Raw genomic sequence first — 20,258 nt, forward strand, 5'->3', positions numbered from 1 at the left:
CGGTCAGCGCGTCTCGCGGGTCAGCGCGCCGGTCACGATGGCGGCGAGCGAGTCGGGGGCTGTCTCCTGGACGTTGTGTCCGGCGTCGACGGTGACGACAGCGGCTGCGGGAAGATGTTCGGTGAACGCGGCGACATCGGCGTCCTGCAGGAAGCCGCGCTCGCCGCGCACGAGGGTGACGGGGGCGGTGACGGCGGCGAGCTGCGCCCAGGGCGCCACACCGGATGCCACCTGCTCGGCCTTCAGCGAGTCGAACGCCGATCCGATGATGCGCGCGAAGTGGTGCTTCCACTCCACCCGACCGTCGTCGCGCACGCGCGTGTTGAAGAAGACTCCGCGCTCGGTGTCGGCGCGGCTGCCGCCGAGGCCGAACGCCTGCGCCCGGTCGACCGCCTCGTCGCGAGAGGCGAAGTCGGTGACCGCGTAGAACTCGCGCAGCACGGCCGGGGCGGCGTCCGTGTCGAGCCCGGGCACGATGTCGACCAGGATCAGCTCGCGCACCCGTTCGGGATGCTCAGCGGCGACGACCTGTGCGGCGAGCCCGCCCAGGGAGTGACCGACGAGGATCTGCGGGCGCGGCGCCCACAGGGCGAGAGCGTGAGCCACGTCGCCGGCGAGCACAGCGGGGGAGTAGTCGAGGTCGTCGCGCCAGGAGGAGTCGCCGTGGCCGGCGAGATCGATCGCGATCGCCGGGCGGCCGAGCAGCAGGGCGACGGTGTCCCACGTGTGGGCGTTGAGACCGGCGCCGTGCAGCAGCGTCACCTCGGGGTCGCCGTCGCCGAAGCGCAGCGCACTGAGGACGCGACCGTCGGGAAGGTCGATCGCGATACGCTCGGCGCGGGGTACGTCGGTGCCGAGGGTCTGCGCCTGGCGGGGCAGATAGCGGAATTCGCTGGTGTCGTGGACCACGGCCATATTCTGCTCTTGTCGCAGCGGCAGGAAGAAATGCCGGAGCAGTGTGCCCAACTGGTGACCGTAACACTGAGCAGATTGGCGTTGTTCACGCGAGAGTGCTTGCGCAAATGAATTTGCGCCGTGCGTGATCGTCCCGCGCTCCGCGTCGTGCGCGCGTAGGCTGGCGGAATGATCGAGCGCCGGAATCGAGTGCGCCCATGAGCGTGCTCGCCGTGAGCGGTGTGGCGAACCTTCGCGACGTCGGCGGCATCCCCGCCGGCTCGTCGCGGGTCCGCTCCGGCGCGCTCCTGCGCTCCGGCCACCTCGCGCACCTCACGGCTGCGGGTGGCGCCGATCTCGCGGAGCGCGTGCGACACGTCATCGACCTGCGTGACGACGCCGAGGTCGCGCGCGAACCGTCCGCGCTGACCGGCGTCCCCGTCACGCGCATCCCGCTCTTCCTCGGGTCGGTCGGATCGTTCTTCGCCCTGAACATGGACCTCACCGCGATGTACCGTCACCTGATCGACGAGTCGGCCCCCAGACTGGTCGACGCGGTGCGGGTCATCGCGGCGGGCGAGCCGACTCTCGTGCACTGCACTGTCGGCAAGGACCGCACCGGCGTCACCGTCGCCCTCGCACTCAGCGCCGTGGGCGCAGACCGGGATGCCGTGGTCGCCGACTACGCGCTCACCGCGTCGCAGCTGCCGCGCGAGCGCAACCGGGCGATCGTGCAGTACCTGCGAGCGAACCTGCCCGATGCGACGAACGCCGTGCAGCTCGCGACCGAGTCGCCCGCTCCGGTGATGGCATCCCTGCTCGCCGACATCGATGACCGTTTCGGCTCTGTGGCGGCCTACCTCCGCCACGCGGGGATGAGTGCTGACGAGCTGCACGCGCTGGCGGACGCACTGCTCGAATGAGGCCCGACTGAGGTTAGGCAACCCTACATCGGTGGTAGAGTTGACCCATCATGGGAACCACTCAGACGTATGCCGGCAGCCGCGCCGCACGACGGGCATCCCGGCGACCGCAGGTTCAGCACCTGATCACGGCCGACGAGCGATCGCTCGCCGACCTCGAGCTCGCCCTCGCCACGCTGCCGATGTGCGCAGTCGGGCGCGTCTTCATCGAGGTGCCGGAGTCCTCCGACATCGGGGTCATCACGGCGCCCCCGCGGATGACCGTCACCTGGCTGCCCCGCGCCCGCCGCGGCGTCCAGCCGCGCGCCACCGGCGAGGCGCTCAGTCGCGCCGCGATCGCGTGGGCTGACGAGATGCTCTGCGACGACTCCGGCGCCGGCCTGCGCACCGAGGTGATCCTCCTCGGCGGCTGGCTGAGCACGGCCGACATCGTCGACCACCTGACGAGCGCCGGCGCCGTTCCCGCGGAGGCGATCCACGCTCCGGCGCGCTACGGTCTCGCCTCGGACTGACCGACCTGCCGCGAGCGCGGCACGTAGCCGCCGTCCTCCAGCCCGGCCTCGATCTCGAACCTGTTGCGCAGCGGATTCCGTCCGGCCAGCAGGTAGAGCACGGGCATCAAGAACCCGTATCGCCGCCACTGGCGCTTGTGCACGGCCTCATGCCTGAGCACGGCGTCGGACGGATCGCGGTCGCCGGTGAGGAAGCATCCGCCCACGCAGACACCGCCGCGGGCGAAAGCCCAGCCGGGCATCCCGCGGAAGACCCAGAGACCCTCTCGGCGATGCACGCGGCCGGTGCTCCACAGTGATCCCCACACCCAGCCGACCGCGGTTCCCCACGCGTAGCCGAGGCCGCTGATCGGCGAGTCCAGCAGCAGCGACGGCAGAAGCCGGTCCACACGGCGCCCGCGCGCGAGCGCGCGATCCGCTTCGGCTCGCCAATCGTCCGTCATGCCACGGCGCCGATCAGACGCAGGATCGCGCCGAGATCGAGCACGGCGTCGGCGGGGCTGCGCGGCGCGAAGCCGGCGATCGTGGCGCCGGCGAGGGGCACCTCGTCGCGCAGTCGCCGCAGCGCGGCGGCGAGGTCGTTCGCGGTCACACCGAACGGGGCTGCCTCAGACACGCCCTCGAACTCCGCCGGGTCGAGCACGTCGACGTCGATGTGCACCCACACGCGGCTCGCGCCCGTCGCGCGCACAGCGGCGGCGACGACGCCGGGGTCACCGAGACCATCGGGCGAGATCTGCGCCACCCCGTCCAGGACATCCCGCTCGGTGTCGTCGATGGCGCGCGCGCCGAGCAGCACGACCCGTTCTGGAGGCACACCTGGCGACAGAGCCAGCTGCGGCTCACCTTCGCCCATCACGGCACGCAGCGCCATCCCGGCGAACGCCCCGGACGGCGAGGTCGACGCATCGTTCAGGTCGGGGTGCGCGTCGCACCACAGCACGGCCAGGTCGGAGGTGTCTACGGCAGACAGGGCGAAGACGCTCACGCTGCAGTCGCCGCCGACCACCACGGTCTGCTCGCTCGCAGCGGCGACGTGCTCGGCGACGAGCTCGCGCGTGCGCAGCAGCGCACTGAGACGCCGGATGCCGGTGCCCAGCGAGTCGCCGGCCTCGAGCGGCACATCGAGCATGGTCGAATCGCGACGCGGCAGGTCGCCGGCGATGGCCGCGGCGCCGTCGGTGAGCAGCATGGCGCGGGCCGACGGCGAGCCCTGCCACTGCGGGACGATCAGGAAACGGGTCATGTTCTCTCCGGGGGGAGAAGCGGGGTGGATGCCGGTGCGCGGCATCCACCCCAAGGGTCACTCTGCTTCGAGAGCGGCACGCGGGGTGCCGCCGGACTTGAGCTCGGCGAGGCGGGCCTCGACCTCGGTCAGCTCACCGAGGTCTTCGAGGCTCTCGAACTGCGCGTCGAGCGACGAGGCCGCGATCTCGGCCTTGCCCTGGGCGAGGGCCTCCTGACGGCGGATCTTGTCTTCGAAGCGACCGAGCTCACTGGTCGGGTCGAGCACGTTGATCGAGCCGATGGCATCCTGCACCTTGGTCTGCGCCTCGGCGACCTTCGCGCGGGCCAGCAGCTCGCTGCGCTTCGTCTTGAGCTCACCGAGCTTGTCCTTCATGCCGTTCAGGCCGCTCTTGAGCTTCTCGACGATCTCGGTCTGCGCGGCGATCTGCGGCTCTGCAGCCTGCGCTTCGCGCTCTTCGCCGATCTGACGCTGCAGCGCGATCTTCGCGAGGCTGTCGAACTTGTCGGCGTCGGTCGTGTTGCCGGCCGCGCGCAGCTCGTCGGCCTTGCGACTGGCGGCGAGCGCCTTGTTGCCCCATTCGCGTGCCGCGCGGACGTCCTCTTCGTGGTCGCGCTCGAGCAGGCGGAGGTTGCCGATCGTCTCGGCGATCGCCGACTCGGCGTCGGCGATGTTGTTCGAGTAGTCACGGACCAGCTGGTCGATCATCTTCTGCGGGTCCTCGGCCTGGTCGAGGAGCGAGTTGATGTTCGCCCGGACGAGGGTCGAGATGCGTCCGAAGATGGATTCCTTGGCCATGTTGATTCCTTTGCTGTTCTCAGGGTGTCGTGGTCGATGGTCGTATCAGGATCGTGGGGTGAGGCGGGGGTGTCAGAAGGCGCCGCCGCCGCCGCTGCTGCCGGAACTGCCGCCGAAGCCGCCGACCGAGAAGCCTCCGCCGCCTCCGCCGCCGAAGAAGCCTCCGCCGCCGCTGCTGCCGCCGCCGCTCCAGCCGCCTCCGCCGGAGCCCCAGCCGCCGCCCCAGCCGCCGCCGTGGTGACCGCCGGTGGCCTGGCCGATGAGGATGCCGCCGAGCAGGGCGCCGAGAGTGTCGCCGCCCCCGCGACCGCCGCCGCTGAACCCGGAGTAGTCGCTCTGGGCGATCCGGATGGCTTCGGATGCCAGGGCATCCGCCCGCTGTGCGAGCGCGAGCGCCTGCACCGGGTCGACCCGTGCGGTCGATCGCGCCTGATCGAGCGTCGCCTGCGCTTCGGCGAGCCTGGTGCGCGCGGTCGACGAGATCGATCCGCGCCGATTGAGGATGAAGCTCTCCGCCGTGGAGATCTGCACCTCTGCCCGCCGCACGGCATCGCCGAGCATGCTCACGGCCCGTGCGATCCGGGCCTGCTCGTCGCGGCCCTGCTGGATCACCGCGTCGATCGACGTGTTGGCCGCCTCCAGCGTCCGCAGCGCGTCGAGAGGTTCGCGGCCGGATGCTGTGAGCATCGCCTGCGCGCGCTGGATGCCCTGCAGGGTGCCGGCCACGGCCGCAGCGATGCCGCCCTGGGAATCGGGCAGGGAGCGAGCGGTCTGCACGTCGGCGTTCAGCTCGGAGATCAGCGCGGCAGCCCGGTCGTCTGCCGCCCGCAGGTCACTCTGCAGCTTCTCGATCGCGTCCTCGAGCTGGGTGGCCTGCTGCACGGCGGCCTCGGCCGCACGGATGGCGACCGCGGCGTCACCTGTCTCGCCGGCCGCGATCAACGCATCGGCCTCGTGGATGCGCTCATCGGTGAACGCCATCCGCGAGCGGGCTTCGGCCGTGTTGCCGACGACGGGTGAGATCGCGGAGGCGGCATAGACCGCGGCGAGCTCGGCGAGGATCCGATCGGCGCGCTCGATCTCGGCGCCCGCCGCCTCACGAAGACGGCGCACGTTCTCGAGCGCGGCCGGGGCGTTCTGCTCGAGCTCGCGCAGCTCGTCGAACTCCGCCTTGCGCGCCTCGAGCACCTGCGTCGAGTCCGAGCACAGCTGCAGGATGCGCTGGTTCCACTCGATCCGCTGCTCGTCGGTGTCCGGGATCTCATCGTCCAGCTTCTGCTGCAGCGAGAACGCCTCGTCGAGGTTGGTGCGCGATGTCTGCAGAGCGAGCACGAAGGGCTCGATCACCTCGTCGCCGAACTGAGCGCGAGCGTACTCCATCTCCTGCTCGCTGGTGCGCACCAGGTCGTCGGTGCGCACCAGTGCGATGCTGGCCTGCCTGCCGAGCTCGGCCAGCTGCGCCTGTCGCGCGGCCTTCGCCGCCGCGCGCCTGCGAGCGCGGCGCACGAGCAGCACGATCACGACGACCACGGCGATGATCACCGCGACGATGCCGACGATGAGCGCGGTACGCGCGGAGCGCTGCGGGGCGAGCACGAAGATGTCGTACGCCTCATCGGCACCCGCGACCACCGCACCGCTGAAGTCGCTGTTCGACAGATCCGGCCGCATGGCGGCGAGGATCTCGTCGCGCTGCTCGACGCTCATCCGCCCCGCGTCGGGGCGGTACATCGTGTAGTTGCGGCCCTCGGTCGAGACCGAGATGAGGTACTGGGTGTCGCTGAAGCCGTTGCCCTGCGCGGTGCGGGTCGTCCACTCGGCGGGATCGGCCGGCGAGGTGTACTGCGGAACCATCACGAAGAAGAGGTCGACACCCGCCTCGTCGCGCAGCCTGTCGAGCGTCGCCTGCGCGTCCGCTCGGTCAGCGGCGGAGACGACGCCGCTGCGATCGGTGATCTGCCCGTCGAGCTCGCCGGGGTCGGTCGCGGATGCCGTGCTCAGCGACAGCGCCCCCAGCAGCGCACCGAGCAGGACCGCGGCCGCAGTTCGCCACCGATTCCTCATCGCGTCCCCTCCGGCTGGCAGACGTGCACCATGGCACGAGTCTATGCACTGGGCCCGACCGGCGACAGCACCCACGGCGGGTTCGCCGTTCGCCCTCAGCGCAGACGCATACGCTGGAGGGCATGGACGACATGTACGGCTCCGACGTGCTCGCCGACGGCTGGCGGCAGCGCGGTTTCGCCACGACGACCGAGGTCGCCGCCGACAGGGATCTCGTCGTCGAGGTCGCCCAGGACGGCTACTGCGGCGCGGTCACGCGCGTCGAGGCGGGGATGGTCGAGCTCGAGGACTGGAAGGGTCGCCGGCGCAGCTTCCCGCTGGGCGGAGGATTCATGATCGACGGCAGGCCGGTGAAGCTCGTCGCACCTGCGGCGAAGAAGTCGGGGCCCCGCCGCACGGCATCCGGATCCTTCGCCGTCGCCGACGACCGGGCTCGGGTGGCGCTGCCCAGCCGCATCCTCGTCGAGGGGCGTCACGACGCCGAGCTGGTCGAGAAGGTCTGGGGAGCGGATCTGCGCGTGGAGGGTGTCGTCGTCGAGTACCTGAAGGGTCTCGATCTGCTCGACGAGCTGCTCGCAGACTCGCCGCCGTCGGCCACGCGCCGCTACGGCGTGCTGGTCGACCATCTGGTGCCCGGCTCGAAGGAGACGCGCATCGTCGAGCAGATCATGCGCGGCCCGCACGGTCGGCATCTGAAGATCGTGGGCCACCCGTACATCGACGTGTGGCAGTGCGTGACCCCGGCGGCGATGGGCATTCGGGCATGGCCCGAGATCCCGCGCGGCACCGACTGGAAGACGGGCATCTGCCGCGCCTTCGGCTGGCCGGCCGACGATCAGGCCGACATCGCCCACGCGTGGAAGCGGATCCTCGCGCGCGTCACCACCTACCGCGACCTCGAGCCGGCGCTGCTCGGCCGGGTCGAGGAGCTGATCGACTTCGTCACGGCGCCCGCGCAGTGACCGGCCGCTCGCGGGGCATCCCGTCCATTCGGGTCGCTGAGCCTGTCGAAGCGCCCCGGTACGCTGGAGGGATGCCCGAACCACGCACCTTCCGTGATGAGCCCGTCTCGTTCGTGCGCCGCAGCGGCCGCATGTCCGAGGCGCAGGAGCGGGCGTTCGAGCAGCACGCGCCGTTCTATCTGCTCGACGTCCCCCGCGGCGTGGCCTTCACCTCGGTGCACCCCGAAGCGCGGCTCGATGTGGCGGCCGAGTACGGGCGCGAGGCGCCGCTGATCGTCGAGATCGGCTCCGGTCAGGGCCACGCCATCGTCGCGGCCGCGTCCGCGGCGCCCGACACCGACTTCCTGGCGGTCGAGGTCTTCCGGGCTGGGCTGGCGCGCACCATGCTCGACGCGGCAGCCGCCGACGTTCGAAACCTGCGCCTGGTCGAGGCGAACGCTCCGGAGGTGCTCTCGACGTACCTGCCCGAGGGATCGGCATCCGAGGTGTGGATCTTCTTCTCCGACCCGTGGCACAAGAAGCGCCACACCAAGCGGCGGCTCATCCGGCCCGGTTTCCCGGCGACCGCCGCGCACGCGATCGCCGCGGGGGGAGTGCTGCGTCTGGCGACAGACTGGGAGGACTACGCACTGCAGATGCGTGAGGTGCTCGACGAGGCGCCCGATTTCGAGCGCGCGTTCGACGGGGAATGGGCCGAGCGCTTCGAGGGTCGCGTCATGACCGCCTTCGAGCGCAAGGGAATCGCCAAGGGGCGCGAGATCCGCGACCTCACCTACCGCCGGGTGCCCCGGGCGTGACGAAGGCCGCCTGGCACAGCATCCCTCCGGCGGCGCTGGTGTGCGCCGCAGCCCCGGCGTTCTTCGTGCTCGGCTGGACCTGGGTCGGCTGGCTGCTGCTCGCGGCCGGGGTCGGGATCGCGGCGCTGATCGAACGGCGCGTCGTGACCGCGGCGGCACCCTCGCTGACGCGCGATCTGTCGCTGATCGGGATCGGCATGCTCATCGTGCACGCCATCTCGCTCGAGGCGCAGCTTGACAACCTGTCGATGCTGCGTTTCACGCTCGCGCTCGGCGGAGCGGTGCTCGTGCCGTATCTCGTGTCGCGGTTCGTGTTCCGCGATCGGGCGATCGTCTTTCCCTGGCGCGCGCGCACGAGCTGGACGCGGTGGCAGTGGGGCTGGCTCGTCGCGGTGCTCGTGCTCGGCTGGCTGATCCTGCCGTTCTACTTCATCACCAGCGGTGTGTATCAGAACTGGCCGGTGGTCGATACACCCGACCTCATCGCGCGGCTGTTCGTCGGCGTCGGCGCGGTCGGCATCTGGGACGAGCTGTTCTTCATCTGCACCGTCTTCGCCCTGCTGCGCCGGCACATGTCGGCCTTGAGCGCGAACCTGCTGCAGATGGTCGTGTTCGTGTCGTTCCTCTGGGAGCTCGGGTACCGCGAGTGGGGGCCGGTGCTGACGATCCCGTTCGCGCTGCTGCAGGGCTGGATCTTCCTGCGCACACACTCGCTCGCCTACGTCGTGACCGTGCACCTGCTCTTCGACGCCGTCGTGTTCGTCGTGCTCGTGCACGCGCACAACCCCGGCCTGCTTCCGTTCTTCCTCGTCTGACGCGTTCTCGGCGGGCCGGCGGGCGGATCGGGGAATGCCGGGAATTGTCGGGCTGCGCCCCGGGGGAGGAGGATCGAGCGATGCGGATCGCAGGTCTCGTGCTCGCCGTGCTCGCCGGCGCCCTTCACATCTACATCTTCGTGCTGGAATCCCTGCGGTGGACGCATCCGGCCACACGACGGATCTTCGGGGTGCGAAGCGCCTCCGAGGCCGAGACGATGCGCGCTCTCGCGTTCAATCAGGGCTTCTACAACCTCTTCCTCGCCATCGCGACGTTCCTCGGGGTGGTCCTCGTCATCCTGGGCGGGTACACGGCAGGCATGACGCTCGCGCTCGCCGGCACGGCGATGATGCTCGCCGCCGCGCTGGTGCTCGTCGTCTCGGACCGCACGAAGCTGCGAGCCGCTGCGACGCAGGGCACAGTGCCGCTGCTCGCCGTGATCGCACTGACCGTCTCGATGCTGTGAGCTGCGCGCGTGGACCTCGCGCGCGTGTATTTCACCGAGTCCGCAACTGGTAGGCTCGTCCGGTACGCCTCCGTAGCTCAGCGGATAGAGCGCCGGTTTCCGGTACCGTAGGTCGCAGGTTCGATTCCTGTCGGGGGCACGCATCAGAGAAGACCGCCCACCGGGCGGTCTTCTCCCGTCTTCGGCAGCGGGATCCTCGAGAGGAGCGCGGCGATGACGAGAAGGTACAAGGTCGGAGAGCACGTCAGCTGGAACTCCGAGGCGGGGCGCGTGCGCGGGCGCATCACGAAGGTGCACACGTCCGATTTCGAGTTCATGGGCCGCACGCGACGCGCCAGCGACGACGACCCGCAGTACGAGATCAAGAGCGACAAGACCGACCACGTCGCGGCGCACAAGGGAAGCGCGCTGACGCTGCTCGACGACTGACCGATGATCCTCACCGTCGGCCATTCCACCCACCCTCTGGACGAGTTCACCGAGCTGCTGCGCGCGGCCGAGGTGGGCGCGCTGATCGACGTGCGCCGGCTGCCGGGCTCGAACCGATACCCGTGGTTCAACGCCGATTCTCTCGCCGCATCGATGCCCGAGCATGACATCCGGTATCTGCGCATCGAACAGCTCGGCGGACGCCGCAACCTGCAGCGTCAGATCCCGGATGAGGTCAACGGCATGTGGCGCAACCGCAGCTTCCACAACTATGCGGACTACGCACTGGGCGCCGACTTCGCCGAGGGGATGGAGCAGCTGCTGGCGGTCGCCGACAGCATCGACGGGCGGACCGCGGTGATGTGCTCCGAGGCTGTCTGGTGGCGTTGCCACCGGCGGATCATCGCTGACCACCTGCTGGCGCGCGACCTCGCGGTCGGTCACCTGATGCCCGACGGCCGGGTGGCGGAGGCGACGCTCACGCCGGGAGCCGTGCTCAGAAGCGGTGGGGTCGAGTACCCTTGGTCCAACTGACCCCGCGCGGCCTACTGGGCGGGCTTCGGCTTCGCCTCGTCCGCCGCGGTCACCGGCGCCGTGCGGAAGCGCTCCAGCGCCGCCGAGACCTTCTCAGCCAGGTAGGCGTGACCGGCATCCGACGGATGCCGGCGCCCGGCGCCCACGTCGATCAGCTGCAGGTAGTTCGCCTCGGTGATCCAGTCCTCCTGCACGGGCGAGATGTACCACCAGCCGCGCGCCGCGGCGAGATCGGCGAGGTCGCGGTCGATGCGTGCCGTCGACGCACCGACCGGCAGCTCGTGCGGCGCCGGTCCCAGGATGACGATGGGCACCCCGGGGTACTTGGCGACCACGGCATCCCACACCGCATTCACCGCGGCGGGGTACGCCGCCGCGTCCGACAGACGATCGTTGATCGACCCCTGCAGGATGATCAGGTCGGGATCGATCCATGACTCCAGCTCGCCGACCCGGGTGAGGAAGTCCGGTCCGTCTACTCCGGGCCGCTGGTAGCCGCTGCCGCGCACCCCGCGCACGACCGTGTCGCCGTGGATGAGTTGGGCGAGGCGATAGGCGTAGCCGTTCGTGGGCACGGTCGCAGCCGAGCCGTAGGTCCACGAGTCGCCGAAGACGAGCACCTCAGGATCGTCGGGGAGCGTGAGCGCCACAGGGGAGATGCCGTGCTCCGCCGCGGCGACCGGGGCGGTCTCCGCCGGCGGAGACCAGGGACGAGTGATGCCCAGGGTGACGGCGAGCGCCACCGCCAGGGCGCCGCCGATCGCGAGGGCCGTGCGGCGCCGTCGGGTCGGCGGGTGCAGGGTCATGAGAAGAGCGTAAACGACGGATGCTGCTACTTCGACGTTCCCTGGGTGACGGACCCCTGCAGCTGCCGCTGGAAGAAGATGTACACCAGCAGCACCGGGGCGATCGTGATGATCACCGCGGCGAACAGTGCTCCGAAGTCCACTGCGTATCCGGCGGCGGACGCGAACGCGGCCATGCCCTGCGAGAGCACGTACTTCGCCTGGTCGGTGTTCAGCGCGACCGGCAGCAGGAACTGGTTCCACAGTCCGAGGAAGTTCAGGATCGCCACCGCGGCGAGTCCGGGCTTGGCCATCGGCAGCATGACCTGGAAGAACGTGCGCCACTCGCTCGCGCCATCGACGTACGCGGCCTCCTGGATCTCGTACGGCAGCGACTTGAAGAACGAGAACAGGAAGAACACCGTGAAGGGCAGGGCGAAGGCGACGTAGGTGATGATCAGTCCGGGCAGCGTGTTCAGCAGTCCCATGCCCTGCAGGATGAAGAACAGCGGCACGATCGCGAGGAACACCGGGAAGGTGAGTCCGGCGAGCATCAGGTAGTAGATGACCCGGCTGCCGGGAACCGAGAATCGGGCCAGCACGTACGCGCACATCGCGCCCAGCAGCATCACGAGGATGAGCGCCGAGCCGACGACGATGACCGTGTTCAGGAACATCTGCCCGAAGTTGTACTTGCTCCACGCCGACACGTAGTTGTCGAAGTTCCACTGTGCGGGCAGGCCGAACGGCGAGGCGAAGATCTCCTTCGTCGCCTTGAACGAGCTCAGCAGCGTCCACAGCATGGGCAGGATCACGACGATCGCCCAGATGGAGAGCACCACGTGCGAGACGACGCCGACAGCGCGATCCCCGGGAGTCAGAGTGGGTTTGCGATCTGCGCCGCGCTCGCGGCGCGCGCGGGCCGGGTCGACCGCGATCAGGGTCCGGGTCTGCTGGCTCATGCTCGGCCTCCGTCGTCCTTGCCGCCGGTGAGGCGGTTCACGAGGAACACCACAGCGGCGAAGATCAGTGTGATCACGGCGAGCACCACGCCCATGGCGCTGGCGAGGCCGAACTGGCCCTTCTCGAAAGCCGTGCGGAACAGGTACTGGCTCATCACGAGGGTGCTGTTGCCGGGGCCGCCGGTCGCGTTCAGCGCGACCATGTACACGTACGCGTCCAGCGCCATGATGCCGAGGTAGATGTACGCCGTCTGCACGTTGTCGCGGATGAGCGGCAGCGTGATCGACACCGTCGTGCGGAACCGGCCCGCGCCGTCGATGCGCGCCGCCTCGTAGATCTCGGCGGGGACGCCCTTGATCGCGGCGATGAACAGCACCATGTAGAAGCCGATCATGCCCCAGGCCATGACGAAGATGGATGCGCCCATCGCGGTGCGCTCGTCGCCGAGCCAGGCGAAGTCGTTCATGTCGATGCCGACCGCACCGAGCAGGCCGTTCAGCAGGCCGCTGGGCGTGTAGATCATGCTCCACAGGATGCCGATGACGATCGCCGGGATGACGTACGGGAAGAACGACACCACACGGTAGAAGCTCGACGCGCGCAGCCCGCGCACCTGACCGCTGCTGGGCCCGCCGATGGTGATCATGCTCGCGAAGACGAGCGCGATCGTGAGCGTGATCAGCGGCAGCACGATGGCGAGCAGGATGTTGTTGCCCATCGCCTGCATGAAGGTCGCGTCGTTGAAGAGCTTCACGAAGTTCTTCACCCCGATGAAGTCCATCTCGGCGGTGAAGCCGGTCCAGTTGGTCATCGAGTAGTACACGGCCTGCACGAACGGCGAGATCACGAAGATCACGAACACCGCGACCGGCAGGCCGAGGAACACCAGCAGGAAGGAGACGTAGTCGAAGGTCAGCGGGCGCCGCCCGAGGCGGGGCGGCTTGCGCCGCCCCGCCCGGGCTGCCGTCACGGCGACGGTGTCCAGCGCCGCGTCGACACCGGGAGCAGTGGTCACTTGATCTCGATCTTCTTGACGGAGTCGTCTTCGCGGACCTTGTCGACCAGCGCCTGCAGCTGCTTGGTGAGGGTGGCGACATCCATCTTGCCGTCGAGGAACGAGTTCCAGATCGGCAGCTGGTCGCTGTTCATGCCGTACAGGTTCGTCGACTTGATCGTGAAGACGTTGCCGTCGGCGGCGTCGATGATCTCGGACTGCGAGACCAGGGCCGTGGAGCCGAAGCCGTCGGCCGGGACGGTGTCCTTGACGACGGTCGGGGCCAGCTTGCTCTTCGCGAAGGCGGTCGCCGCCTCCTTCGACAGCATGGTGCGCAGCAGCTCCTTGCCGCCCTCGGGGTTCTTCGCCTTCGAGGGCACGATGAACGGCTCGCCGGCCTCGACGCGCGCGGTACCCGCGGGCGTGGTCTGGTTGCCGTCCAGGGGCAGCTCGGAGATGCCCTTCATCTTGAAGCCGTCCGCGGTCTGGTCCTTCATCTCGTTCTCGATCCACGAGCCCGACGGGTACAGCAGAGCCTCCTGGCTGTTGCTCCACTGCGCCTGTGCCTCGGTGAACTGCGTGCCCGAGCCGCCCGGCTTGACGTACCCGGCCTGGATCAGCTCGTAGAAGATGTTCAGGATGTCCTGCAGCACGGGGTGCGACCAGGCGTCCTCGGCGAGGTTCTCCAGCGGCAGGCGCACATCGTCGCCGGCCTGCACGACGGCCGAGTCGATGACCATCGTCTGGTAGTACGTCGCCGCTTCCTTGCCCCACAGGAACAGGTACTTGCCCTGCTCCTTTGCCTTGGCGCCGAGGTCCTTGAGGTCCTGCCAGCTGGTGGGCACCGACCAGCCGTTCTGCTCGAACAGGCTCGACGAGTACCAGATGCCGTAGACCGTCAGCACGTAGTTGAGCGCGACGAACTTGCCGTCGAAGGTGCCGGGGTCCTTCACGCCCGAGAACACCGTGTCGGCGATCTTCTCGCCGTCGCTGTTGTTCGCGTCGAGCACGTCGTCGAGCTCCTCGAGCTGATCGAGGATGGTGTTCCAGCCGATCGAGTTCGCACCGGAGTTGTCGATGAGGTCCGGCGGGTTGCCGCCGACGAACCGCGGCTGCAGCTCGGTGGCGATCTTGGTCGACGGAGAGACCTTGACGCTGACGCCGTCCAGTCCCTTGTTCTTCTCCATCAGCTTCGCGGAGTTCTCGACGTAGTCGATTCCATAGCCGCCGTTGAAGATCACGGCGTCGACCTTCGAGTTCGCTGCGACGCCGAACGGGTTGTCGGCGGTCACCTCGCCGGCCGGTGCCTTGTCTCCGCCGCCACCGCCGGGGGCGGCGCAGGAGGCGAGGGTGGCGCTGAACGGCAGCAGCAGCGCTGCGGCTGCCGCACCTCGCAGCAGGTTGCGACGGCTGATGGATGCGTCTTTGATGTCCATCTCTTTACCTTCCGTTGTGGGTGTGAATCGGTATTCGGGTGGGGGTCTTCGGTGCGCTCACGGCGCGGCGGCGTCGGACCGCTGCGTGCGCGGGGCGCGGCGGTGCGGGGCCACGGCCATGGCGCTCGCGGCCAGACGGGTCGCGGCCACACCGAACGTCTGCTGCGCGGCGAGCACGTAGAGCAGATCGAGCACGAGCAGCTGCGAGTGCTTGACCGACAGATCGTCCGGGCGCAGATAGGCGGTGGGCTCCGCGGTGGCGAGCGAGATGTCGGCCAGAGTGGCGAGGGGCGAATCGATGTCGTGCGTGATCGCGACGGCGAACGCCCCTGCTGAGCGCGCCTGGGAGAGCATCTGCACCGTCTCCTCGGTGCGGCCGGTGCTCGAGATGCCGATCGCGACCGACGTCTGATCCTGCAGGACGGCGCTGGTGAGACCGTCGTGCACATCCGACCAGCTGTGCGCGTTGACGCCGATGCGGTACAGCCGCCCCTGGAACTCCCGAGCCATGACCCCGCTCCCGCCGACACCGTAGATGTCGACGTGACGGGCGGCGGTGATCGCATCCGCGACCCGCAGGACAGCGTCGAGGTCGAGGCCGGTCGCCGTGCTCTGCAGGCTCTCGACGTGCAGGCCGACCAGGGTGTTCAGCACCTTCGACGGTTCGTCGGAGGGACTCAGCTCGCGACCCATGTCGGCATGCCAGCTCTCGTCGGCATCGCCCCGTCCGATCTCGGAGGCGACGCCCACGCGGAACTGCGTGTACCCGTCGAACCCGAGCGCACGGCAGAAGCGGGTGACCGTGGCAGCGGATGTGCCGGCGCGATCGGCGAGTTCGGTGATGGTCATCTCGACAGGAGCGGCCGGATGCTCGGCGACGACGTCAGCGATCCGGCTCATCGCGGCAGGCATGGCGCGACGACGGTCTGCGATGCGCCGTGCGATCGTCAGGCCGGTTGCGATGTCGCGGCTCCGTGGCACCATTGCCTCCAGGTTCGTCGGGGGCGAGAGCGCATCTCGTCCGGGGTCCCCGTTGCACTGAAAACTATTCTCATGCGACGAAAACGTCAAATGCCCCGACGTCACGAATGAATCACGAAGCGCTGCGGCGCGACTGCCTCATCCGGTTCCGGTCGGAGATACGGCGAGCCGTAGACTTGAGCCCCTATGAACCCTGAAGCCCTCTCCGCCGCCGTCCTCGCCGTCCTCGAGCCGATCGCGGCCATGCTGCGACCGGATGAGACGCTCGGCGTCGACGTCGCGGACATCGTGCTCGAGCGTCCGCGCAACCGCGACCACGGGGACTGGTCGACGAACATCGCGATGCGGCTCGCCAAGCGGCTCGGCACGAACCCCCGCGAGCTCGCGCAGCGGATCGCCGACGGTCTCGCCGATGCTGACGGGATCGAGGGCGTCGAGATCGCCGGTCCCGGATTCATCAACATCCGTCTCGAGGCCGGTGCCGCAGGCGTACTGGCGAAGACGATCGTCGAGCAGGGCCCGGCATACGGCACGAACGACTCGCAGGCGGGCGTCTCGGTGAACGTCGAGTTCGTCTCGGCGAACCCGGTGGGACCGCTGCACATCGGGCACACCCGGTGGGCGGCACTCGGCGACGCGATCGTCCGACTGCTGCTGGCCAGCGGAGCCGACGCGGTGCGGGAGTACTACATCAACGACGCCGGTGTGCAGATGGAGCGCTTCGCTCGGTCGATCCTCGCGGCAGCCAACGGTGAACCCACCCCCGAGGGCGGGTATCCCGGCGAGTACATCGGCGAACTCGCGCAGCGCGTGCTCGCCGCACACCCCGGGCTGCTCGCTCTTCCCGAGGCGGAGCAGCTGGTCATCGCGCGCGATCAGGCGTACGAGTATCAGCTGGCTGAGATCAAGGCATCGCTCGACGCCTTCAACGTGCCCTTCGACGTGTGGTTCTCGGAGCGGACGCTGCACGCGCCCGGCCCCGAGGGCACCAGCCTCGTCGACCAGGCCGTCGACCGCCTGCGGGCACAGGGGCACGTCTTCGACGAGGAGGGCGCCGTGTGGGTGCGCACCACCGACTTCGGCGACGACAAGGACCGGGTCATCCGCCGCTCGAACGGCGAGTACACGTACTTCGCCGCCGACGCGGCGTACTACCTGAACAAGAGTGATCGCGGGTTCCGCGACAAGATCTACCTGCTCGGCGCCGACCATCACGGTTACGTGCACCGGCTGAAGGCGATCGCGGGAGCGGCGGGCGAGGATCCCGAGAAGAACATCCACGTGCTCATCGGCCAGCTGGTCTCGGTGCGCGGTGCCAGGCTCTCGAAGCGCGCGGGGAACATCATCGAGATGGACGATCTGCGCGCGTGGATCGGCACCGACGCGCTGCGCTACGCTCTTGAGCGCTCGCCGGCCGATTCGCCGCTCGATCTCGACCCCGAGCTGCTGCAGAAGCGCACCAACGACAACCCGGTGTTCTACGTGCAGTACGCGCACGCCCGTACGCACAACGTGGCGCGCAATGCCGCCGATTCGGGCGTGGACCGCTCGGAGTTCGCTCCCGAGCTGCTCACCCACGAGACCGAGAGTGCTCTGCTGGGTGCGCTGCAGGAGTTCCCGCGTCTGGTCGCGTTCGCCGCCGACGTGCGCGAGCCGCATCGCATCGCGCGCTACCTCGAGGAGCTCGCCGGTCTCTACCACCGCTGGTACGACAACTGCCGCGTCATCCCGAAGGGCGACGACCCGATCGAAACGGTGCACCGCACTCGCCTGTGGCTGAACGACGCCACCGGACAGGTGCTGCGCAACGGCCTCGACCTGCTCGGAGTCTCGGCCCCCGAGAGGATGTGAACGGCATGACGAACGCGACCGCCGTCAGACGTCGACCTCGCTGGCCATGGGTCGTGCTCGTCATCGTGGTGGTGCTGGCGGGGCTCGTCGCCGCGGGGGAATTCGTCGCGCGGGCGGTCGTGCCGAACACGATCCGCTCGCTCGTGATCTCGAACCTCGATCTGCCCGCCGATCAGAAGCTCGACGTGCAGGTGCCCGGAGTGCTGCTGCCGCAGCTGATCTCGGGCACTCTCGACGAGGTGAAGCTCGCCTCGGATGAGGTGACGATCGGCGGCATCACCGGCTCGGCCCGCGTCACCGCGAGCGACGTCCCCGTGTCGGGTGGCGCGCTGGGAGCAGCACGAGGCACCGTCGCGGTCGATCAGGGCGAGTTCGCGTCACTGCTCGACGCGTCGCAGCTGCCCATCTCGGGCATCGAGCTGGCCGCGCCCAATGCGACGGTCGAGGCCGACCTCGAGCTGTTCGGCAGCCGGATTCCCGTCGGCCTCACCGTCACTCCGGGAGCCGACGATGGCGATCTGCTGCTGACTCCCGTCGCGATCATGCTGAACGGGACGTCGGTGGATCTGGACGCCGTCTCCGGTCTGGCCGGCGCCGCGGGCGCGGTGATCACCCAGCCCCAGCGCATCTGCATCGCCGATCGTCTTCCTGCCGGCATCACCCTCACCGGCCTGCGCATCGAGGGCAGCCGGGCCGTGGCCGACATCGCCGCCGACGGCCGGATCACGGTCGACTCCACGCTCCTCGATCCCGGCACCTGCCCCCGCCCCTGACCCTTCGGGTCCCTGACCATCTTGGGTCCCTGAGCCTGTCGAAGGGCCGCCCCCTGGGTTCCCATCTTGGGTCCCTGAGCCTGTCGAAGGGCCGCCCGCTTGGGATCCTGACTGGATCCTGCTGAAGGGCCGCCCTTTATGGGTCCCTGAGCCTGCCGAAGGGCGGCCTCGCCCTGGGGAGCCCAGCTGTTCTGCCGCGCCCACGACCCGCCCAGAGGTGCTGACGCCGCCGGTTATCCACAAGCAATCACAGACGACCCTGCAACATCGCGAACATGGACTCATGCCTTGGATGTACATCCTCGAGTGCGCTGACGGCGCCTTCTACACCGGCAGCACGAACGGCGATGTCGCCGCGCGTGTCTGGGCGCACAACTTCGATGATGTGCATTCCGCTGCCTTCACTCGAAAGAGACGTCCTGTCAGGCTGGTGTACGCCGAGGACTACCCGACGGTCGACGCGGCGTTCGCTCGGGAGAAGCAGGTGCAGGGCTGGAGTCGACGCAAGAAGCTGGCGCTCATCGAAGGCCGGGTGGACGAGCTTCCTGCGCTGTCGCGGCCTGCGGCAGACGGCGACGCACCTGATCGGTGAGTGGCGGCCCTTCGACAGGCTCTGGGACCCAAGGTGGCGGCCCTTCGGCAGGCTCAGGGACCCAAGAAGCCTGGCCCTTCGGCAGGCTCAGGGACCCAAGATGGTCAGGGTCCGAGGGTATGGCTCAGGCGGGGAGAGGCCCTTCGGCGGGCTCTGGGGCCCAGGGTGGCGGCCCTTCGGCAGGCTCAGGGGCCCAAGATGGTCGGGATTCGGGTGTGGCTCAGGGACCCAAGAAGTCTGGCCCTTCGGCAGGCTCAGGGGCCCAACGGGCTCAAGGACCCAGACGTGCAGCGGCTCAGTCGGGGGCGGCGGCCTTCTGCGCCGCGCGCAGGTTCGCGGTGGCGGCTCGCACGTCGTCCTCGGCGCGACGCAGGGCGAACTCCGGCAGGGTCTCGGCGCCGAAGCGTTGCGCCACCCGATCGCCCTGCTCGCGATGCGAGATCGTGATCAGGGCGCTGGTCAGCAGGATGACCTGCGACGAGAGGTTCAGCCAGAGCAGCAGCGCGAGCAGCGAGGCGAATGTGGCGAGCAGCGGGTTCGCCTTCGCGCCGCCGACGAACAGTCCCGACAGCTCCTGCAGGATCAGCAGGCCCACACCTCCCAGCGCGGCGCCGCCCCAGAGCACCCCGCGCGACGCACGCACACCCGACAGCATCCGGTACACCGCGGCGATCAGCACGGCATCCAGAGCGAACACGATGACCAGGGACAGCACGCGCACCGTCCAGAACACGGCGGGGGCGTCGTTCGCGACTCCCACCATCCCCGCGAACCAGCCGACGATCAGCTCACCGGCGAAGGTGAGTCCCGCAGCGGCCACGAACGTGCCGCCGATGATCACCGCGAGCAGCAGGCTGCGCAGCAGCACCAGATACCAGACGACATCCGCGGTGTCCGTTCCGGCGATCGTGCGCACGGCGTTGCGCATCGAGCCGATCGCCCCGAGTGCGGAGCCGACGAGTCCGATCAGCGAGATCACGCCCGCGACCGACAGGCCGCCCGGCGCCCTGATGTCGTCGAGATCGACGATGCCCTTGCTGTCGCCCGTCGTGATGAGCCCGGGCACCGCCGAGTCCACGGCGGAGACGACGGCGGTCCACGCGGCGGCATCCTGCGAGAGCCACAGCGCCGCGGCCGAGAAGCCGAGCAGCACGGCGGCGAACACGCTGAACAGCGCCCGGTACGTCACGGCGTCGGCGAGCATGGGCCCGCGCCGTCCGGTGTAGAGCAGTGCGGCGCGCACGATGCGCAGCCGCAGCAGCCGGCGGATCACCGTCGCGGACGTCCGCGCCACCCACCCCTTCTGCTCGGTGGGCGAACCGGGGTCGGAACTCGTCGGCCTCTCCATCTTCACCACACTATTGAGTGCATCGGAATGTGAACGGGGGTTGACTCGGCGGTGTCCTAGAATCAGGGGTCGAACCCCGTGACCCGATTGGCGC

The 20,258-nt window shown here is 69.2% G+C and carries 22 protein-coding genes and 1 tRNA gene; 12 read left to right on the forward strand and 11 right to left on the reverse strand.

The genetic code is table 11. The features are described from left to right. Positions 1-3: 3 nt before the first annotated feature. Positions 4-915 (reverse strand): alpha/beta fold hydrolase, encoded by a 912-nt coding sequence (locus ACWIDW_RS00515; RefSeq protein ID WP_454122089.1) that lies wholly within the window; start codon positions 913-915, stop codon positions 4-6. 197 nt (positions 916-1,112) lie between these two features. On the opposite strand from ACWIDW_RS00515, the gene ACWIDW_RS00520 reads away from it, so the two are divergent. Beyond that, positions 1,113-1,817 carry a tyrosine-protein phosphatase gene (locus ACWIDW_RS00520; RefSeq protein ID WP_454122091.1) on the forward strand — a complete coding sequence of 235 codons (705 nt, stop codon included), beginning with the start codon at positions 1,113-1,115 and terminating at the stop codon, positions 1,815-1,817. 50 nt (positions 1,818-1,867) lie between these two features. After that, positions 1,868-2,329 (forward strand): SIP domain-containing protein, encoded by a 462-nt coding sequence (locus ACWIDW_RS00525; RefSeq protein WP_454122092.1) that lies wholly within the window; start codon positions 1,868-1,870, stop codon positions 2,327-2,329. Here the strand turns inward: ACWIDW_RS00525 and ACWIDW_RS00530 are convergent. From ACWIDW_RS00530 to ACWIDW_RS00545, 4 genes are all read right to left on the reverse strand, one after another. Next, positions 2,308-2,772, reverse strand: a complete 465-nt coding sequence (locus tag ACWIDW_RS00530) for a Fe-S oxidoreductase (RefSeq protein WP_454122094.1) — start codon at positions 2,770-2,772, stop codon at positions 2,308-2,310. The genes ACWIDW_RS00525 and ACWIDW_RS00530 overlap by 22 nt on opposite strands. Then, a complete protein-coding gene (locus ACWIDW_RS00535) occupies positions 2,769-3,575 on the reverse strand; it encodes an arginase family protein (RefSeq protein WP_454122095.1) in 807 nt (268 codons plus the stop codon). Before ACWIDW_RS00535 ends, ACWIDW_RS00530 begins: the two co-directional genes overlap by 4 nt. A 57-nt stretch (positions 3,576-3,632) precedes the next feature. Next, positions 3,633-4,373, reverse strand: a complete 741-nt coding sequence (locus ACWIDW_RS00540; protein WP_454122097.1) for a PspA/IM30 family protein — start codon at positions 4,371-4,373, stop codon at positions 3,633-3,635. A 72-nt stretch (positions 4,374-4,445) separates the two neighbouring features. After that, positions 4,446-6,437: a TPM domain-containing protein gene (locus ACWIDW_RS00545; protein ID WP_454122099.1), complete on the reverse strand. Its 1,992-nt coding sequence runs from the start codon at positions 6,435-6,437 to the stop codon at positions 4,446-4,448. Between the two features lie 122 nt (positions 6,438-6,559). Here ACWIDW_RS00545 and ACWIDW_RS00550 point away from each other — a divergent pair, with 122 nt between their 5' ends. The 7 genes from ACWIDW_RS00550 (at position 6,560) to ACWIDW_RS00580 (ending at position 10,441) form a co-directional block, all read left to right on the forward strand. Beyond that, on the forward strand, positions 6,560-7,399 hold the full coding sequence (locus tag ACWIDW_RS00550) for a DUF3097 domain-containing protein (protein WP_454122100.1): 840 nt from the start codon (positions 6,560-6,562) through the stop codon (positions 7,397-7,399). Between the two features lie 71 nt (positions 7,400-7,470). Beyond that, positions 7,471-8,196: a tRNA (guanosine(46)-N7)-methyltransferase TrmB gene (gene trmB / locus ACWIDW_RS00555; protein WP_454122102.1), complete on the forward strand. Its 726-nt coding sequence runs from the start codon at positions 7,471-7,473 to the stop codon at positions 8,194-8,196. Further along, positions 8,193-9,011 carry a CPBP family glutamic-type intramembrane protease gene (locus ACWIDW_RS00560; RefSeq protein WP_454122103.1) on the forward strand — a complete coding sequence of 273 codons (819 nt, stop codon included), beginning with the start codon at positions 8,193-8,195 and terminating at the stop codon, positions 9,009-9,011. The genes trmB and ACWIDW_RS00560 overlap by 4 nt, the downstream gene beginning before the upstream one ends. Before the next feature lie 80 nt (positions 9,012-9,091). Next, positions 9,092-9,478, forward strand: a complete 387-nt coding sequence (locus ACWIDW_RS00565; protein ID WP_454122104.1) for a DUF1304 domain-containing protein — start codon at positions 9,092-9,094, stop codon at positions 9,476-9,478. 66 nt (positions 9,479-9,544) lie between these two features. Further along, a tRNA-Arg gene (locus ACWIDW_RS00570) sits at positions 9,545-9,617 on the forward strand. 74 nt (positions 9,618-9,691) lie between these two features. Continuing rightward, the gene (locus ACWIDW_RS00575) at positions 9,692-9,907 is read left to right on the forward strand and encodes a hypervirulence associated TUDOR domain-containing protein (protein ID WP_413633555.1); all 216 of its coding nucleotides are present in this window, start codon (positions 9,692-9,694) and stop codon (positions 9,905-9,907) included. A 3-nt stretch (positions 9,908-9,910) separates the two neighbouring features. Further along, the gene (locus ACWIDW_RS00580; protein WP_454122106.1) at positions 9,911-10,441 is read left to right on the forward strand and encodes a DUF488 domain-containing protein; all 531 of its coding nucleotides are present in this window, start codon (positions 9,911-9,913) and stop codon (positions 10,439-10,441) included. An 11-nt stretch (positions 10,442-10,452) separates the two neighbouring features. On the opposite strand, the gene ACWIDW_RS00585 is transcribed toward ACWIDW_RS00580, so the two are convergent. Genes ACWIDW_RS00585 through ACWIDW_RS00605 form a run of 5 tightly spaced genes read right to left on the reverse strand, consistent with a single transcriptional unit; the run spans position 10,453 to position 15,603 of the window. Then, positions 10,453-11,247 (reverse strand): SGNH/GDSL hydrolase family protein, encoded by a 795-nt coding sequence (locus tag ACWIDW_RS00585; protein ID WP_454122107.1) that lies wholly within the window; start codon positions 11,245-11,247, stop codon positions 10,453-10,455. A 26-nt stretch (positions 11,248-11,273) separates the two neighbouring features. Further along, on the reverse strand, positions 11,274-12,188 hold the full coding sequence (locus ACWIDW_RS00590; RefSeq protein WP_454122109.1) for a carbohydrate ABC transporter permease: 915 nt from the start codon (positions 12,186-12,188) through the stop codon (positions 11,274-11,276). Further along, positions 12,185-13,174 (reverse strand): carbohydrate ABC transporter permease, encoded by a 990-nt coding sequence (locus ACWIDW_RS00595; RefSeq protein WP_454123221.1) that lies wholly within the window; start codon positions 13,172-13,174, stop codon positions 12,185-12,187. The genes ACWIDW_RS00590 and ACWIDW_RS00595 overlap by 4 nt, the downstream gene beginning before the upstream one ends. A 26-nt stretch (positions 13,175-13,200) precedes the next feature. Further along, positions 13,201-14,619: an N-acetylglucosamine/diacetylchitobiose ABC transporter substrate-binding protein gene (gene ngcE, locus ACWIDW_RS00600; protein WP_454122111.1), complete on the reverse strand. Its 1,419-nt coding sequence runs from the start codon at positions 14,617-14,619 to the stop codon at positions 13,201-13,203. A gap of 57 nt (positions 14,620-14,676) precedes the next feature. Beyond that, positions 14,677-15,603: a MurR/RpiR family transcriptional regulator gene (locus ACWIDW_RS00605; RefSeq protein WP_454122112.1), complete on the reverse strand. Its 927-nt coding sequence runs from the start codon at positions 15,601-15,603 to the stop codon at positions 14,677-14,679. A gap of 183 nt (positions 15,604-15,786) precedes the next feature. Between ACWIDW_RS00605 and argS the strand changes: the two genes are divergently transcribed. The 3 genes from argS (at position 15,787) to ACWIDW_RS00620 (ending at position 18,816) form a co-directional block, all read left to right on the forward strand. Beyond that, positions 15,787-17,451, forward strand: coding sequence for an arginine--tRNA ligase (gene argS, locus ACWIDW_RS00610; RefSeq protein ID WP_454122114.1), 1,665 nt, complete (start codon positions 15,787-15,789; stop codon positions 17,449-17,451). Between the two features lie 5 nt (positions 17,452-17,456). Further along, entirely contained in the window at positions 17,457-18,224 is a 768-nt protein-coding gene (locus tag ACWIDW_RS00615) for an LmeA family phospholipid-binding protein (protein WP_454122115.1), read from the forward strand. A 283-nt stretch (positions 18,225-18,507) separates the two neighbouring features. Continuing rightward, complete coding sequence (locus tag ACWIDW_RS00620; protein ID WP_071640608.1) at positions 18,508-18,816, forward strand: GIY-YIG nuclease family protein; 309 nt, start codon at positions 18,508-18,510, stop codon at positions 18,814-18,816. Between the two features lie 295 nt (positions 18,817-19,111). Here ACWIDW_RS00620 and ACWIDW_RS00625 read toward each other — a convergent pair whose 3' ends face one another. After that, positions 19,112-20,164, reverse strand: a complete 1,053-nt coding sequence (locus tag ACWIDW_RS00625) for a YhjD/YihY/BrkB family envelope integrity protein (RefSeq protein WP_454122117.1) — start codon at positions 20,162-20,164, stop codon at positions 19,112-19,114. Positions 20,165-20,258: the final 94 nt, after the last annotated feature.

It is taken from the genome of Microbacterium sp. NPDC055312, assembly GCF_053645675.1.

Excerpts from the sequence above, each read along its gene's own strand:
- ACWIDW_RS00515 (WP_454122089.1), bottom strand. The coding sequence starts at position 915 with ATGGCCGTGGTCCACGACACCAGCGAATTCCGCTATCTGCCCCGCCAG.
- ACWIDW_RS00520 (WP_454122091.1), top strand. The coding sequence starts at position 1,113 with ATGAGCGTGCTCGCCGTGAGCGGTGTGGCGAACCTTCGCGACGTCGGC.
- ACWIDW_RS00525 (WP_454122092.1), top strand. The coding sequence starts at position 1,868 with ATGGGAACCACTCAGACGTATGCCGGCAGCCGCGCCGCACGACGGGCA.
- ACWIDW_RS00530 (WP_454122094.1), bottom strand. The coding sequence starts at position 2,772 with ATGACGGACGATTGGCGAGCCGAAGCGGATCGCGCGCTCGCGCGCGGG.
- ACWIDW_RS00535 (WP_454122095.1), bottom strand. The coding sequence starts at position 3,575 with ATGACCCGTTTCCTGATCGTCCCGCAGTGGCAGGGCTCGCCGTCGGCC.
- ACWIDW_RS00540 (WP_454122097.1), bottom strand. The coding sequence starts at position 4,373 with ATGGCCAAGGAATCCATCTTCGGACGCATCTCGACCCTCGTCCGGGCG.
- ACWIDW_RS00545 (WP_454122099.1), bottom strand. The coding sequence starts at position 6,437 with ATGAGGAATCGGTGGCGAACTGCGGCCGCGGTCCTGCTCGGTGCGCTG.
- ACWIDW_RS00550 (WP_454122100.1), top strand. The coding sequence starts at position 6,560 with ATGGACGACATGTACGGCTCCGACGTGCTCGCCGACGGCTGGCGGCAG.
- trmB (WP_454122102.1), top strand. The coding sequence starts at position 7,471 with ATGCCCGAACCACGCACCTTCCGTGATGAGCCCGTCTCGTTCGTGCGC.
- ACWIDW_RS00565 (WP_454122104.1), top strand. The coding sequence starts at position 9,092 with ATGCGGATCGCAGGTCTCGTGCTCGCCGTGCTCGCCGGCGCCCTTCAC.
- ACWIDW_RS00575 (WP_413633555.1), top strand. The coding sequence starts at position 9,692 with ATGACGAGAAGGTACAAGGTCGGAGAGCACGTCAGCTGGAACTCCGAG.
- ACWIDW_RS00580 (WP_454122106.1), top strand. The coding sequence starts at position 9,911 with ATGATCCTCACCGTCGGCCATTCCACCCACCCTCTGGACGAGTTCACC.
- ACWIDW_RS00585 (WP_454122107.1), bottom strand. The coding sequence starts at position 11,247 with ATGACCCTGCACCCGCCGACCCGACGGCGCCGCACGGCCCTCGCGATC.
- ACWIDW_RS00590 (WP_454122109.1), bottom strand. The coding sequence starts at position 12,188 with ATGAGCCAGCAGACCCGGACCCTGATCGCGGTCGACCCGGCCCGCGCG.
- ngcE (WP_454122111.1), bottom strand. The coding sequence starts at position 14,619 with ATGGACATCAAAGACGCATCCATCAGCCGTCGCAACCTGCTGCGAGGT.
- ACWIDW_RS00605 (WP_454122112.1), bottom strand. The coding sequence starts at position 15,603 with ATGGTGCCACGGAGCCGCGACATCGCAACCGGCCTGACGATCGCACGG.
- argS (WP_454122114.1), top strand. The coding sequence starts at position 15,787 with ATGAACCCTGAAGCCCTCTCCGCCGCCGTCCTCGCCGTCCTCGAGCCG.
- ACWIDW_RS00615 (WP_454122115.1), top strand. The coding sequence starts at position 17,457 with ATGACGAACGCGACCGCCGTCAGACGTCGACCTCGCTGGCCATGGGTC.
- ACWIDW_RS00620 (WP_071640608.1), top strand. The coding sequence starts at position 18,508 with ATGCCTTGGATGTACATCCTCGAGTGCGCTGACGGCGCCTTCTACACC.
- ACWIDW_RS00625 (WP_454122117.1), bottom strand. The coding sequence starts at position 20,164 with ATGGAGAGGCCGACGAGTTCCGACCCCGGTTCGCCCACCGAGCAGAAG.